The sequence below is a fragment of the Thioalkalivibrio versutus genome (assembly GCF_001999325.1).
Lineage (GTDB): Bacteria > Pseudomonadota > Gammaproteobacteria > Ectothiorhodospirales > Ectothiorhodospiraceae > Thioalkalivibrio > Thioalkalivibrio versutus.
The window spans coordinates 92,208-105,288 of record NZ_MVAR01000012.1 but is presented as its reverse complement, the minus strand read 5'-3'; the positions used below and the strand labels follow the sequence as shown (position 1 = coordinate 105,288).

Here is a 13,081-nt window from a genome sequence, read left to right as displayed (position 1 = left end):
TCCCCTAGGACTCCAACGATCTTCGACACCATGAGCGAAACCCCCACGCTGCGCGCACGCCTGGAACACTTTATCGAGGCCCGGCTGACCCAGCGCTTCATCATTGGCCTGATCCTGCTGAACGCCCTGACCCTGGGGCTCGAGACCTCGGACACCGTGATGGGCTGGATGGGCCCGGTGATCCTGAGTGCGGACGCCATCATCCTGTCGATCTTCACCGCCGAAGTGCTGGCCAAGCTGTTCGTCTACCGCCTGCGGTTCTGGCGCAACCCGTGGAACGTGTTCGATTTCTTCGTGGTGGGGATCGCACTGATCCCGGCCTCGGGGCCATTTTCGGTGCTGCGCGTGCTGCGTCTGTTGCGCCTGGTCTCCATGGTGCCGAAGCTGCGCTTCATCGTGGAGGCGCTGCTGCGGGCGATCCCCGGCATCATCTCCATCATGGGATTGCTGGTGCTGATCTTCTACGTGTTCGCGATCATCGCTACCGGCCTGTTTGGTGAATCCTTCCCGCAGAAGTTCGGCACGCTCGGCGCCACTATGTACAGCCTGTTCCAGGTGATGACGCTGGAGGGCTGGTCCGAGGACATCGCCCGCCCGGTGATGGAAATCTACCCCTGGGCCTGGGCGTTCTTCGTGCCCTTCATCCTGATCGCCACCTTCACCGTGCTGAACCTGTTCATCGCCATCATCGTGGACGCCATGCAGCGCATGCACGACCGCTCGATGGAGATCGAGCAGCAGATGATCCATGACAGCGTGCACGAAGAGAACCAGGCCCTGCACGCGGAGATCCACGAGATACAGCAGGAAACCCTCAAGCTCCAGGAACGCCTGACCCGCATGCAAACCATGCTGGAGAAACGCGTACGTTAACCTTCTTTACTACTCATTCGGCCCCGTCATTGCCGAACACACGGCGGTGTGCTTCAATATCGAAATATGAAGCACACTTAGGGTGGCGCCATGAAAGAGCTCAACGTCCGCGAAATGCGAGCCTCCATTGGGCATCTGGACGAAATCGTCCAGGCGTCCGGGGAAATCACCATCACCCGTCACGGAAAGCCCATTGCACGGGTCCTGCCCGTTCGTCGCGGGCGCCAGCGCCCCGACCACCACGAACTTCGCCGGCGAACCGGACCACTGGTTCCCTCGGAAATCCTCCTGAGGGAAGAGCGTGACGAGCGCGGATGAACGGAGCTACCTCGACACCAGTGCCCTGGCCAAGTGGTATTTGAACGAACCGGGATCCGAGGCCTTCGTCGACTATCTGCAGCGCGTCGACGTCGCGATCATCAGCCGCCTGGTAGCGACCGAACTGCGGTCCCTGCTCGCACGACGCCGACGCATGGGGGAGCTGCCGCAGGAACTGGAAACGATCATCTTCGCCACCTTCCAGGACGACATCTCCAGCGCCTCGTTACAACTCTATCCCTTCGACGACTCACTGTTCGACGAAGCGACCAACCTGATCACCCGCTATCCCGAACATCCATTGCGGACGCTGGACGCGCTGCACATCGCAACCGCGCGCCACCATCAAATTCCGGTGATCGCCACCGCAGACAACGTCCTCGCGGATGCGGCTTCATCGATGGGGCTGACCGTTCGTCGATTCTGACGCCTCGGGCATCCAACCTATCCGTAGGCAGGATGCCGATGAGCGCAGCGAATCGCATCGCGACCCAAACGCCTGGGTGACGGTGCGTTTCGCTTTTCTATACGCACCCTACGGTAGACCGCAGACTGGCAGGGGCGGGGCCTCGCCGGAATCAGGCGTTAACGGCGGCCGGCTCGGCAGCGCGTTCGCCCAGACGGCGGCCGGTAGCGTTCAGGACGGCCTGCAGCGTGGCGGCCGTGGTGTCCTCGCCCAGGGCGACGCCCACGGAGCGTTCGCCATCGACCTGCACGTCCACGGCGGCCATGGCGCGCGCCTCGGTGCCGGACTCCATCGCGTGCTCGTCGAAGTGGGTGATCTTCACCTGCACGCCACGCTCGGCCTCCATGGCGGAGGTCAGCGCCGCGACCGCGCCGTGGCCCTCGCCCCGCAGGCGGGATTCACGCCCGGGCGGGCCCATGGTCGCATCCAGCCGCACCACAGGACCGTCCTTCTCGATCTCGTAACGCACCAGATCCCAGCCGGTAACCGGCGTCAGGTAATGCTTTTCGAACAGCTCGTGGATGCGCTTCGAGGAGACCTCGATCTGCGAGGTCTCGGCATCCTTCTGCACGATGCGGGCGAACTCGATCGCCAGCCAGCGCGGCAATTCGATGCCGTAGTCGCGCTCCAGCACATGCGTGACCCCACCCTTGCCGGACTGGCTGTTGATGCGCACGACCTCCTCGTAACGCCGGCCCAGATCGCTCGGGTCGATCGGCAGGTAGGGCACGTTCCAGTGGCCGCCCTTCTCCTTGTAATGCGCCAGGCCCTTGCGGATCGCGTCCTGGTGGCTGCCGGAGAAGGCGGTGTAGACCAGCTCGCCCGCCCACGGGTGGCGCGGGTTGATGGGCATGTCGGTGCACTCCTTGTACACGTCCATCAGCCGCTCCATGTCGGACAGGTCAATGGTCGGGTCAATGCCCTGCGAGTACAGGTTCATGCCGACGGTGACCAGATCCATGTTGCCGGTGCGCTCGCCGTTGCCAAACAGCGTGCCCTCCAGGCGATCGGCCCCGGCCAGCAGCCCCAGCTCGGCCGCGGCCACACCAGTGCCCCGGTCGTTGTGCGTATGCAGCGACACGCAGAAATGCTCGCGGTACTGCACGTGGTCGCAGAACCACTCGACCTGATCGGCAAAGACGTTCGGCGTGGCGGACTCGACCGTGGCCGGCAGGTTGATCACGACCTTCTGGCCCTGGTCCGGGCGCCAGATCGCATTCACCGCATCGACCACCTCGACCGCGAAGTCCAGCTCGGTGGTGGAGAAGCTCTCCGGGGAGTACTGGAAGATCCAGTCGGTCTGCGGGTACTTCGCCGCATGGTCACGCACCCAGCGCGCACCGTTCTCGGCAATGCCGCGCACGCCGTCGCGATCCATGCGGAAGACCTGCTCGCGCTGCGCCGGGTTGGTGGAGTTGTACACGTGCACCACCGCGCGCGGGGCGCCCTCCAGCGCCGCGAAGGTCTTCTGGATCAAGTCCTCGCGCGCCTGGGTCAGCACCTGGATGTACACGCCCTCGGGGATGCGGTCTTCATCGATCAGGCGGCGGGTAAAGTCGTAGTCGATCTGCGAGGCGGACGGGAAGCCGATCTCGATCTCGGTCAGACCGATCCCCACCAGCACCTCGAAGAAGCGCATCTTCTGCTCCACGCTCATCGGGTGCACCAGCGCCTGGTTGCCGTCGCGCAGGTCCACCGCGCAGAAACGCGGGGCGGCCGTGGTGCGCTGGGCCGGCCAGCGCCGATCGGACTTGTCGATCGGCGGGAACGGGGCGTACTTGGTGTGATCGAAGGCCATCGTGTTCGTCTCCTGTAAGGGGCGCGGCCTCGCCGTGTGGTCGGGTGCCGCGCTCCGGATTTCTATCTGTGCATTATCCTAACGCATTGCCCCCGGCATAACCTTGCGTTTTTCCCTAAGAACGCAATAGTTGCGCACTATCCTTGCGCAACAAAGCCACTTGAGAGCAATATTCAACCATGACACCCGAACCGCACCGACTCGACCGCTATGACCGCCGCATCCTCGAGATCCTGCAGGAGGATGCGAGCCTGTCCAATCAGGCCCTGGCCGATCGCGTGGGGCTCAGCCCCTCCCCCTGTCTGCGTCGGGTGCGTGCGCTGGAACAGGCCGGCGTCCTGTTGAGCCGCGTAGCCCTGCTGGATCGGCGCAGCCTGGGGCTGGAGCTGACCGCCCTGATCCATATCGGCATGGACCGCCACACCCCGGAGCGCTTCGCCCACTTCGAGGAGACCGTGGCGAGCTACCCCGAGGTCCAGCACTGCTACCTGATCACCGGCCAGTCGGCGGACTACATGCTGCAGGTGGTCGTCCCCGACATGGATGCCTACCAGGAATTCCTGCTGCGCCGGATCACCCGACTGGAGGGCGTGGACAGCGTCCATTCCAGCTTCGTGCTGCGCCGCGTGGTCGACCGCACCGCCCTGCCACTGGACTACACCCCCACCTGAATACCACCTCAAGACCCAGGGCGGGTTGACCACGAAGGCACGAAGAAAGGCAAGGGCCGGCAGGATGTGATGAGCGAAGCGAAGCGCATCGTGTAGCCATCCCAAGGGTTGCGAGGTTCCCGGATCGATGCGTTTCGCTTCGCTCAACAGCATCCTACGCCCGGGTCGCGACACCTCCCTGGGTTTTCTCCGTAATCCTCTGTGGTGCAACCGCACTTGAGCTTCTTCGTGCACTTCGTGGTGGAACAAACCGGCCGTCAGGAGCAAACACGCACTCCGGATGGATGCGCCGCTCTTGTCCTCGCGCCAGCTACCCCTGTACTGTATATATAGACAGCAACCGGAGGGTGCCCCGTGTCGCTCACTGCACGCCAGCAAGCCATCTTCGACTACATCGCCGAGACCATCGCCACCCAGGGCACGGCACCGACCCGCAGCGAGATCGCCCGGGCCTTCGGCTTCCGCTCGCCCTACGCGGCCGAGTGCCATCTGAAAGCCCTGGAGAAGAAAGGCGCGATCGAACTGCTGGGCGGCACCTCCCGCGGCATCCGCCTGCCGGGCGCCGCCCGTGGCGCACCGGCCGAACTCCCTCTGGTCGGGCGCGTCGCCGCCGGCTCGCCGATCCTCGCCACCGAGCATATCGAGCGCCACTACCGGGTCGACGACGCCCTGTTCCGCGCCCGCCCGGACTATCTCCTGCGCGTACACGGCGAGAGCATGCGCGACGCCGGCATCCTCGACGGCGACCTGCTGGCCGTGCGCCAGACCCCGGAGGCCCGGCCCGGCCAGATCGTGGTCGCCCGCATCGAGGACGAAGTCACCGTCAAGCGCTTCGCGCAGGACGGCCCGAAGGTGCGCCTGCTCCCGGAGAACCCCGACTTCGCCCCCATCGAGATCGACCTCGAGCGCCAGGACCTGGCCATCGAGGGGATCGGCGTGGGCGTGCTGCGCGATCTCGACCCGCAGGCCTAGGGAAACACTGACTCATGTACACACTCGCGTTGGAACCCCAGGTTTTCCGAGACAAGGCGCGTCGTGCAGCGGGTAGTGGTTCTACCCGTAAGCGGCGCAACGCAGGATCGGGAAACCTGGGGTGCCAACCCCGCAAGCTATTGAAAGACGGGGCTCGGCCGCTTTTGCGCGCGCACGGCGTTGCGGCTCCCTTGTGCAGAATGACTGCACGGCAGTCACCGCGCCTTGTTCGCACGCAAAAGCGACTCGAGCGCGAGCGTGTACATGAATCAGTGTTTCCCTAAGCCATGAGCGCGCTGGATACCCTGCTCAACCACCCGGCGCTCTGGCGCGGGCGCAGTGCTGCCCCGGCCACGGATGCCCCGGTCTGGCCCAGTGGCCATGCGGAACTGGACCGGGCCCTGGGCGGCGGCTGGCCGCGCGGCCAGCTGATCGAACTGCTGGGGGCCCCGTTCGGCTGCGGCGAGACCCGGCTGCTGATCCCCATGCTCGCCGCCTGCGGCCGCGACGGCTACTGGATCGCGCTGATCGCACCGCCGGCCACGCCCTGGCTACCCGGCTGGCAGACCCTCGGCATCCCGCCGGAGCGAGTCCTGCTGATCCATACCGAGCACGACCGCGACACCCTGTGGGCCGGCGAGCAGTGCCTGCGCGACCCGGCGTTCGGCGTCCTGCTCGCCTGGCTGCGCGGCCCCGTGGAGACGGCCCTGCTGCGCCGGTTGCGTCTGGCTGCCAGCGAGAGCCGGGCCTGCGCGATCCTGTACCGGCCACCAAACGCCGCGGCACAGCCTTCGCCGGCCCACCAGCGCCTGCGCTGGCAGCCCGCGGCCTCCGGCCTGGAACTGCACTGCCTGAAGGGGGCCGGCCACTGGGCCCGCTCCGGCCACCCCCTACAGGTTCCCGAACCACCGGAGGCCTGAGATGGGCCAGCCTGCCCGTCCCTCGCGTGCGGCCACACACCCGGAGCCGGTCCGACAACAACTGAGCCTGCTTCCGGCCGCAGCCCTGCCCGCCACCGCACCCCGGCCACCGGAGACGCATACCGCCACCCGCGACGCCCGGCCGCGGCAGGAACACTGGATGGCAATCGACCTGCCGCACCTTGCGCTGGACGCGCTGGCCCGGACGGAGCCGGACCCCGGGCGGCTGCAGCGCCCCCTGCTGGTGGTGGAATCCGACCCTGCCCCCCGGGTGCACGCCGCCAACCGCGCCGCCCGCCAGGCGGGTGCCCGCCCCGGCATGGCGCTGGGGGATGCCCTGGCGGTGCTGGATACCCCGGAACTGGTCGAGCATGCCCCGGACACCCTGCAGGCCCAACTGGAGATGCTGGCCGGCGTACTGCTGCGGTTCTCCGATCACGTGCACCCGGAGCCGGAGGCACAGCGCATCCTGGTGGAGGTCGGGCGCAGCCGCCGCCTGTTCGGCGGCCTCGAGACCCTGCGCGACCAGGCGCGGGACACCCTGACCGAACTGGGCTTCCATCCCCGTATCGGACTGGCCCGCAGCCCCGCCGCCGCGCGCCTGCTGGCCCGCCTGCGCAACCCCGCGATCGCGGAAGACCCCGAGGCCCTGCGCCGCATCCTGTCCCCGGTTCCGCTGGAGGCCCTGCCACTGGCCGCCGCGACCCGCGAGGGCCTGCGCGCCGTGGGCCTGCGCCAATTGGGCGATCTGCTGCGCCTGTCGCGCCCCGAACTGGCCCGACGCCACGGACCGGAGTTGCTGGACCTGCTGGACCGACTGCTGGCGCGGCGCGCGGAGACCCTGCCCCGCTTTGCGCCACCCCCGGTGCTGGATCTGTCCCTGCGGCTGGAGCACGAGATCCACGCCACGGCGACCCTGGCCTTCCCGCTCAAGCGGCTGCTGCGCCAGGCCGAGGCGCAGTTGCGCGGCCTGAACCGCAGCCTGCAGGGGATGACACTGGAACTGGCCCACCGCGAGGCGTGTACCCGCATCTCACTGGAGCGCGGGCAGCCGGGCATTCGCACCGACGAGTGGCTGCCCCTGTGGCAGACCCGACTCGATCGCGAGACCCTGCCGGCGGCGGTGATCGGCCTGCGCCTGCAGGCACCCCGCTTGCTGGACCCACCGGCCCGGGGCGACAGTCTGCTCGCCGCAGACCCGGCGAGCAGACCCCCGGCCGATCAGCTCCCCGCCGTGCTGGCTCGCCTGCGCGCCCGGCTGGGCGAGCAGGCCGTCGCCCGTCTGATCAACCGCCGCACACCGAGACCGGAGGATGCCCAGCGGCCGCGACACGATCTCGCCACCACTCCGGCCCCCACCGCTCCAACCCCGGGCCAACGGGCCTGCGGAACTGCCCTCTGGCTACAGGGCCCCGAGCCCGCCGCGCCCCCCGACCAGCCCCAATGGCTGGGACGACTGGAAGACGGCTGGTGGGATCACGGCCAGGACGCGCGCCGCGACTACGCTTGCAGCCGCGACCGTCAGGGCCGCCGGCTCTGGCTGTACCGCTGCCTGCGCAGCGGCCAGTGGTATCGCCAGGGTTACTGGGGCTGAGGGGGGACGCCGCGTCAGCGGTGGTATTCGCCCGCGCGCTCCGGCTGGTACTCGACCTCCTCGATGCGCACGTGCATCTGCCCCCCGCCCGGGCGCGGCCACTCGATCTCGTCGCCCTCGGACAGGCCCAGCAGCGCACTGCCCACCGGCGCCAGGATTGACAGCGTGCCACCGCTCTCGTCCACATCGCGCGGGTACACCAGTGTCATCGAAAACTCGTCGCCGGACTCGATCACCCGGAACCGGACCTTCGAGTTCATCGTCACCACCGAACCCGGAACCTCGTGCGAATCCACGACATCCGCGCGATCCAGTTCGGACTCGAGATCGGCCTTGCCGGGGAAACTGCCATCCGGAAGCGACTCCAGCAGCTTGTCCAGGCGCTCCATGTCCGTGGTGGAGACAATGATCTTCGGCTTGTTCACTTTCTTACTCCAGAATGCAGAACGCGCCTCCGGGGAGACGCGCCAGGCAAATAATATTCAGGGAATTTCCGGAAACCGGGAAACTTATTCGGGAGACTAGCCAAGACCCGGCAAAAAAGCCATAGCGCCCATCACAGTGCTCGTAAGCGGGAGCCGCACCTAGCCTTTGCCTTGCGCCCTCACCGAGGCCAGGTCTCCCGCCACGCCGCGTAGCCCCCGCGCAGCACATGCGCATTGATACCCATCGTGCGCAGGCTGTCGGCCACGAGCTGGGACCGGCCGCGACCGCCACAGAACACCACGACGGGCTGGTCCGCATCCGCCATATGAGACTCGATACCGGCCTCTAGCTTGGGCCGCGGGATGTTGATCGCGCCCTCGATCGTCCCCGCGGCCGCCTCCTCGGGCTGGCGCACATCCACCAGCAGAAACGATTTCTCTTCCTCGAGCCAGCGCGCCACCTCCCCTGGTTCCAGATGCGGCAGGCTTTGTTCCAGCTCGCGAATACGCTTCTCGAAAAGACTCACAGGAGGACTCCGTTGGCTGCGTGAACCGCAAGTTTAGCGCGCGCCCGGGTCACAACGACGGACGTACCAGCAGTGGGACCACCCGAAGGGTGAACAGGACCAGCCCGACCAGCGCCGCCACCGCACCCACCGCCGTTAACATCGCAACGCCCAGGATCCAGCCGAGCCCCATGCCCAGCACGGCCAGATGCACCAGGACCTGCGGCGTCCAGGCCCACAGCCAGCCACTGGCGATCGGGTGGCCGGTAAAGCGCGGCAGCATGTGCTCGCCAAGCCCCATGATCAGCAACAGAAGAAAACCCAGGGTAAAGCCATGCAGCGCGGCCGGACGCGCCGCACCCTCGAGGAAGAACCCGCCCAGTGGCAACGCGGCACCCGCGATCAGCAGCCAGATCATCGCGCCCAGCACCGAGGCCCGGCTGGAGGCCGACAACCCCAGCCCGACATGGCGCGCGGCCTTCTGTGTGCGTTCCGGGGCCTCCGCCACCAGTGCGGTCGCGGCAGTGCGATCCAGCAGCCCGATGTGCTTGAGCTCGCCATCCACCACCACGGCCGGGATCGACCGGATGCGCAGCCGGGTCGCCAGTTCGCGCCCTTCGGGCTGGCCCATGTCGACCACCGCGAAGTCGATCTGTTTGTTTTCCGACACCTCGCGCCAGATGCGCTCGGCATCGTGGCAGGAGGCGCACCACTCGGACACCAGCAGTTCCACTTTCATGATCCCGCCCTTAGTCCGCGCAGCGCATGCAGTGGATGTCGTAGCGATCGACCCATTGTTTCAGACCGGCAATCGCCTCGGCCCCGGTATGTAGCCGCTCCAGCGCCGCTTCCGGATCGTCCGGGCGCATCACCACGACCCAGGCATCGGTATAGGGGGCCACGTTCACCAGCCCCGGATCGGCCTCCACGGCCGGATTGATGCGCTCAATGGTGCCGTCGAACGGCGTAGGGATGCCCCCCGCCCACTTGCCGGACTCCAGCCGCGCCACCGGCTTGCCCGCGGCGCGGTGCGAACCCGGCTTGCGAAAGCGGAAGTACTGCACCCGCCCCGCCATGGTCTGGGCGGGATCGGTAATCCCGAGGGTAAAGGTGCCGTCGTCCTCCGGACGGACCCAGACATAATCCAGGTCATAGAACAGGTCGTCCGGCAACTCGCAGCCGTTGTATTCCGTATGACTCATTACGCCCCCTTCGGACCGTAGTGACGCACGGTGAGTGCAATGTTCAGTGCGAACAGGATCATCGCCCCCCAGGCCATCGCCCCGCCGACCGCGACGGTCGGGTTATGAAAGACCAGCCAGCCCGCGATCATCACCAGGAGCCCGAGATTGGCCAGCAGGAACTGCACATGGCCCAGGCGCTCGGAGAACAGCGAACGTCCGGAAAAGCGCGGCAACACATGCAGACCCACGCCATAGATCATCATGGTCACGAACCCCAGCAGCATCAGGTGGCCATGGATGCGCGGCACATTGCCGGGGATCAGGCCGGGATGGGCCAGCCAGAGGATGCCGAGCAGCCCGCCCAGCAGGGCATAGGCGAGGGCCGCGAGGATGAACATCCGGTTCCGAGGGTGCATCAAAAGCTCCAGGCCAGGTTTCGCACAGCATACTTTAAGCTATATTCAATTTACATTGATCGAGATCAAGACGGGGCGCGAGCGCTTCGGCGAAAGTCGCCTGCTTGTTGACCACTCTGCGAAGGTCCGATACCCCATGCACGCGCAACTCCACGAAAGTGTTCCCGGATTCCAGCAGCCCATCGAGTTGCTGCGGGCGTGCCATCGCCGAATCCTCAACTCTCTGGACATCCTCGAGCGCCTGCCCGCCCATTTGGCCGACAAAGGCGCCGACGAAGAGGCCCGAGGCGCCGCGCAACGGGTCCTGAACTACTTTCACGAGGCAGCGCCCAACCACCACGCGGACGAGGACCAGGACCTGTTCCCCGTGCTGCGCCAGCACTGTGGCCACCCCGAGAGTCATCCGCAACTGTGCGAATGGCTGGACCGCCTGACCGCCGAACATGACGAGATCGAGGCCGGCTGGGATCGACTGGAGCCGGCCCTGCAACGCATCGCCGCGGGCCAGCCGGCGGACCTCGACGGGGCCGACGCCTGGATACGCCAATACCGCATCCACCTCGATCTGGAAGAGCGCGCCGTACTCCCCTTTGCCGAGCACCTGCTAAGCCCGGAAGACCGCCGCGCCATCGGTGCCGCCATGGCCGCACGCCGGGGCATCGCGAGCGCAGACCGTGGCTGATTTCGTACTCGACCTCCGCGGCCTGGCCGAACAGGCCCACACCCGCGCCTACTACACCCTGCGCGAACTGCGCAGCGGTCAGGTCTTCGAGGTCTGGCTTGATCAGGAACCGAAGATGCTGATGGACGCGGTCAGCCTGCAGCTGCGTCAGGCCATCCACTGGCGGGTGCTCGAAGACGGCCCGCCCTTGTGGAAGCTCGCGGTACAACGCCGCGAGGACGTCGCCCCGGTGGACCTGGTCGACCTGCTGGAACGCGATCACCTGCGCATCGACCGCCTGTTCGCCAGCGCCCTGCACAAGGTCAACACCGGCGACCTCGAAGGCGCAGCACCGGATTTCCACGCCTATGTCGACGGCCTGCGTCGCCACGTGGAGGTGGAAAACGACCTGATCGTCCCCCTGCTGGACCTGCCCCGCAGCCCGAACGGCCAGGATCCCACCTCGATCATGCTGCGCGAGCACGACGAGATCCTGGAACAGACCGCGATGCTGGAACACGAATTCAGCGAAGGCGTGGACGAGGCCTGGGCCGTGGCCCCGTTCTTCGCCCTGATCTCCGGCGCGCTGGCCAAGCACGAAGGCCGCGAGGAACAGAACCTGTTCCCGCACTGGAGCCGCGCCCTGCGCGAACAACCCGATGCCGCCGGTGAGTTGCTTGAACGCGCCCAGACCCTGCTAACGGCACCCGAGCCGGCACCCCACAGCAACTGAGCGCCCCGCATGGCTGCGCGGCCGCCGCAGCCCGGCACTCGAGTCAATCCACGGCTTCCCGGACGCGATGCGGCGCCGACAGACGCGCCAGCGCCCAAAGCCCCAGCAACGGGCCGGGCAGCAACAGCCACAGGACCCAAACCCCGCCATCCGCCCATAACCAGCCGGTCAGCCAGATGCCCGGCAAGGTCAGCGCAAAGCCGATTGCATTCATCACGCTCAACGCGGAACCCACGGCATCCTCCGGCGCGCTGTCCGCGGCCAGCGCGGAGAACTGGGGCGAGTCCGCGATCACCGTGAGCCCCCACAGCGCCAGGAGGCCGAACAGCAACCAGGGCGACTGCCCCGCAAGCAGCGGGTACAGCAGACAGGCCAGGCCCGAGGTTGCCAGTGCCACCCGCGCCACACGCAGGCTTCCCAGGCCCCGACTCAGGCGCCCACCCCAGACACAGCCCGCCAGCCCCAGCGCGATCACGCCAAAGGCCAACCACGGAATCAGGGCCGCATCGGCCTCCATTCGTGCAAGCTCACGGGCGACCAGCAGAGGCACCAGCGTCCAGAACGCATACAGTTCCCAGCAGTGCCCGAAGTAGCCCCCGGCCACGGCGCGAAAATCCCGCCGGGCCAGGGCATGGAAGCCCTTCCCGAGCCCCGGCGTGCGCCCCGGTGGCGGCAGATGCGGGCCATCCCCCAGACGCAGGATCATCAGCGCGGCCAGCAGGGCCAGGCCCGAGGCCAGAAGCACGGGCACCGCCCACGGGAAATCGAGCGTGGCGCCACGCAGCAGATGCGGGAGCGCGGTCCCCAGGGTCAGCATTCCGAGCAGCCAGGACAGCGCCCAGCCCTTGTACTGCGGGGTCCAGCCGATTACCAGCTTCATGCCCAGCGGATAGACCCCGGCCAGTGCCAGCCCGACCAGAAAGCGCGTCAGCAGGGCCAGCTCCCAGACGCCGGCGAGCAGGATGAAGATGGCGTTGAGCCCGGCCCCGAAAAGCGCCGAAATGGCGAACACACGACTGGCGCGAAAGCGATCCGCCAGCCCCGTGGCAGCGACCGCCAGGGTCCCGGTGATGAAACCGAGCTGGGTGGCCATCGTGAGCCAGCCGATCTCGGCGGGCGACCACCCCAGTGCCTGCTGCAGCGACAGCCCGACCCCGTTGACCGAAAACCACAGTGACGTCCCGAACAGCTGCGCCACCACGATCACCGCCAGCGGATGGCGGCGGATCATGTCAGCCATCGAGGGATGCCGCCCCGAAGGACACCACGCGGCTCAACGACTGGCGCCGCGTATCCAGCGCTTCAGCAACGCGACCAGGGCACCCCCGGAGACCAGGCCCAGCAGGTAGATTCCGACAATCAGCAGCGCCAGTGGCAGGGTTACGTACAGGGTGAGGAAGTTGAGCGTTACGAGACGCAGGTTCTGGATCGCAAAGATCGCAACCACCGCGACGAACACGATAATCAACAGGGTGTACAGGTAACGCATGGGACCTCCCTGGTCAGTCGAACATGCCTCTCAGGTTCCGGCGCCCCGCCGCGGG

At 67.1% G+C, this 13,081-nt stretch carries 17 protein-coding genes; 9 read left to right on the top strand and 8 right to left on the bottom strand.

All coding sequences use genetic code 11. From position 1 onward, the window contains the following. Positions 1 to 30 precede the first annotated feature (30 nt). The 3 genes from B0684_RS04630 (at position 31) to B0684_RS04620 (ending at position 1,618) form a co-directional block, all read left to right on the top strand. Positions 31 to 873 (top strand): ion transporter, encoded by an 843-nt coding sequence (locus B0684_RS04630; RefSeq protein ID WP_018649964.1) that lies wholly within the window; start codon positions 31 to 33, stop codon positions 871 to 873. Between the two features lie 90 nt (positions 874 to 963). Further along, on the top strand, positions 964 to 1,191 hold the full coding sequence (locus B0684_RS04625) for a type II toxin-antitoxin system Phd/YefM family antitoxin (RefSeq protein WP_077276970.1): 228 nt from the start codon (positions 964 to 966) through the stop codon (positions 1,189 to 1,191). Further along, positions 1,175 to 1,618 carry a type II toxin-antitoxin system VapC family toxin gene (locus B0684_RS04620; RefSeq protein WP_018649962.1) on the top strand — a complete coding sequence of 148 codons (444 nt, stop codon included), beginning with the start codon at positions 1,175 to 1,177 and terminating at the stop codon, positions 1,616 to 1,618. Before B0684_RS04625 ends, B0684_RS04620 begins: the two co-directional genes overlap by 17 nt. 151 nt (positions 1,619 to 1,769) lie before the next feature. On the opposite strand, the gene B0684_RS04615 is transcribed toward B0684_RS04620, so the two are convergent. Further along, complete coding sequence (locus B0684_RS04615) at positions 1,770 to 3,455, bottom strand: 2-isopropylmalate synthase (protein WP_018649961.1); 1,686 nt, start codon at positions 3,453 to 3,455, stop codon at positions 1,770 to 1,772. 179 nt (positions 3,456 to 3,634) lie between these two features. On the opposite strand from B0684_RS04615, the gene B0684_RS04610 reads away from it, so the two are divergent. The 4 genes from B0684_RS04610 to B0684_RS04590 all read left to right on the top strand — a co-directional run bounded on the left by B0684_RS04610 (position 3,635) and on the right by B0684_RS04590 (position 7,612). Next, on the top strand, positions 3,635 to 4,126 hold the full coding sequence (locus tag B0684_RS04610; RefSeq protein WP_018649960.1) for an Lrp/AsnC family transcriptional regulator: 492 nt from the start codon (positions 3,635 to 3,637) through the stop codon (positions 4,124 to 4,126). A 354-nt stretch (positions 4,127 to 4,480) separates the two neighbouring features. After that, positions 4,481 to 5,098, top strand: coding sequence for a transcriptional repressor LexA (gene lexA, locus B0684_RS04605; protein WP_018144172.1), 618 nt, complete (start codon positions 4,481 to 4,483; stop codon positions 5,096 to 5,098). Positions 5,099 to 5,385: 287 nt separating this feature from the next. Further along, entirely contained in the window at positions 5,386 to 6,018 is a 633-nt protein-coding gene (gene imuA / locus B0684_RS04595; RefSeq protein WP_018649959.1) for a translesion DNA synthesis-associated protein ImuA, read from the top strand. A gap of 160 nt (positions 6,019 to 6,178) precedes the next feature. Continuing rightward, on the top strand, positions 6,179 to 7,612 hold the full coding sequence (locus B0684_RS04590) for a Y-family DNA polymerase (protein ID WP_077276971.1): 1,434 nt from the start codon (positions 6,179 to 6,181) through the stop codon (positions 7,610 to 7,612). Positions 7,613 to 7,626: 14 nt separating this feature from the next. On the opposite strand, the gene rnk is transcribed toward B0684_RS04590, so the two are convergent. The 5 genes from rnk to B0684_RS04565 all read right to left on the bottom strand — a co-directional run bounded on the left by rnk (position 7,627) and on the right by B0684_RS04565 (position 10,143). Continuing rightward, positions 7,627 to 8,037 (bottom strand): nucleoside diphosphate kinase regulator, encoded by a 411-nt coding sequence (gene rnk / locus B0684_RS04585; protein WP_018144175.1) that lies wholly within the window; start codon positions 8,035 to 8,037, stop codon positions 7,627 to 7,629. Between the two features lie 179 nt (positions 8,038 to 8,216). After that, complete coding sequence (locus B0684_RS04580; RefSeq protein WP_018649957.1) at positions 8,217 to 8,564, bottom strand: rhodanese-like domain-containing protein; 348 nt, start codon at positions 8,562 to 8,564, stop codon at positions 8,217 to 8,219. A 49-nt stretch (positions 8,565 to 8,613) separates the two neighbouring features. Then, the gene (locus B0684_RS04575; protein WP_018649956.1) at positions 8,614 to 9,282 is read right to left on the bottom strand and encodes a glutaredoxin family protein; all 669 of its coding nucleotides are present in this window, start codon (positions 9,280 to 9,282) and stop codon (positions 8,614 to 8,616) included. Positions 9,283 to 9,292: 10 nt separating this feature from the next. Next, a complete protein-coding gene (locus B0684_RS04570; RefSeq protein WP_018144178.1) occupies positions 9,293 to 9,745 on the bottom strand; it encodes a biotin/lipoyl attachment domain-containing protein in 453 nt (150 codons plus the stop codon). Beyond that, on the bottom strand, positions 9,745 to 10,143 hold the full coding sequence (locus tag B0684_RS04565; RefSeq protein WP_026182008.1) for a hypothetical protein: 399 nt from the start codon (positions 10,141 to 10,143) through the stop codon (positions 9,745 to 9,747). The genes B0684_RS04570 and B0684_RS04565 overlap by 1 nt, the downstream gene beginning before the upstream one ends. A 55-nt stretch (positions 10,144 to 10,198) precedes the next feature. On the opposite strand from B0684_RS04565, the gene B0684_RS04560 reads away from it, so the two are divergent. Together B0684_RS04560 and B0684_RS04555 are read left to right on the top strand one after the other, a co-directional pair. After that, positions 10,199 to 10,825 carry a hemerythrin domain-containing protein gene (locus tag B0684_RS04560; protein WP_018175768.1) on the top strand — a complete coding sequence of 209 codons (627 nt, stop codon included), beginning with the start codon at positions 10,199 to 10,201 and terminating at the stop codon, positions 10,823 to 10,825. Beyond that, the gene (locus B0684_RS04555) at positions 10,818 to 11,537 is read left to right on the top strand and encodes a hemerythrin domain-containing protein (protein WP_018649955.1); all 720 of its coding nucleotides are present in this window, start codon (positions 10,818 to 10,820) and stop codon (positions 11,535 to 11,537) included. The genes B0684_RS04560 and B0684_RS04555 overlap by 8 nt, the downstream gene beginning before the upstream one ends. A gap of 43 nt (positions 11,538 to 11,580) precedes the next feature. Here the strand turns inward: B0684_RS04555 and B0684_RS04550 are convergent, their stop codons facing one another. Then, entirely contained in the window at positions 11,581 to 12,768 is a 1,188-nt protein-coding gene (locus B0684_RS04550; protein ID WP_018649954.1) for an MFS transporter, read from the bottom strand. A gap of 42 nt (positions 12,769 to 12,810) precedes the next feature. Next, positions 12,811 to 13,026: a LapA family protein gene (locus B0684_RS04545; protein WP_018144183.1), complete on the bottom strand. Its 216-nt coding sequence runs from the start codon at positions 13,024 to 13,026 to the stop codon at positions 12,811 to 12,813. Positions 13,027 to 13,081: the final 55 nt, after the last annotated feature.

Excerpts from the sequence above, each read along its gene's own strand:
- B0684_RS04630 (WP_018649964.1), top strand. The coding sequence starts at position 31 with ATGAGCGAAACCCCCACGCTGCGCGCACGCCTGGAACACTTTATCGAG.
- B0684_RS04625 (WP_077276970.1), top strand. The coding sequence starts at position 964 with ATGAAAGAGCTCAACGTCCGCGAAATGCGAGCCTCCATTGGGCATCTG.
- B0684_RS04615 (WP_018649961.1), bottom strand. The coding sequence starts at position 3,455 with ATGGCCTTCGATCACACCAAGTACGCCCCGTTCCCGCCGATCGACAAG.
- B0684_RS04610 (WP_018649960.1), top strand. The coding sequence starts at position 3,635 with ATGACACCCGAACCGCACCGACTCGACCGCTATGACCGCCGCATCCTC.
- imuA (WP_018649959.1), top strand. The coding sequence starts at position 5,386 with ATGAGCGCGCTGGATACCCTGCTCAACCACCCGGCGCTCTGGCGCGGG.
- B0684_RS04590 (WP_077276971.1), top strand. The coding sequence starts at position 6,179 with ATGGCAATCGACCTGCCGCACCTTGCGCTGGACGCGCTGGCCCGGACG.
- B0684_RS04575 (WP_018649956.1), bottom strand. The coding sequence starts at position 9,282 with ATGAAAGTGGAACTGCTGGTGTCCGAGTGGTGCGCCTCCTGCCACGAT.
- B0684_RS04570 (WP_018144178.1), bottom strand. The coding sequence starts at position 9,745 with ATGAGTCATACGGAATACAACGGCTGCGAGTTGCCGGACGACCTGTTC.
- B0684_RS04565 (WP_026182008.1), bottom strand. The coding sequence starts at position 10,143 with ATGCACCCTCGGAACCGGATGTTCATCCTCGCGGCCCTCGCCTATGCC.
- B0684_RS04550 (WP_018649954.1), bottom strand. The coding sequence starts at position 12,768 with ATGATCCGCCGCCATCCGCTGGCGGTGATCGTGGTGGCGCAGCTGTTC.
- B0684_RS04545 (WP_018144183.1), bottom strand. The coding sequence starts at position 13,026 with ATGCGTTACCTGTACACCCTGTTGATTATCGTGTTCGTCGCGGTGGTT.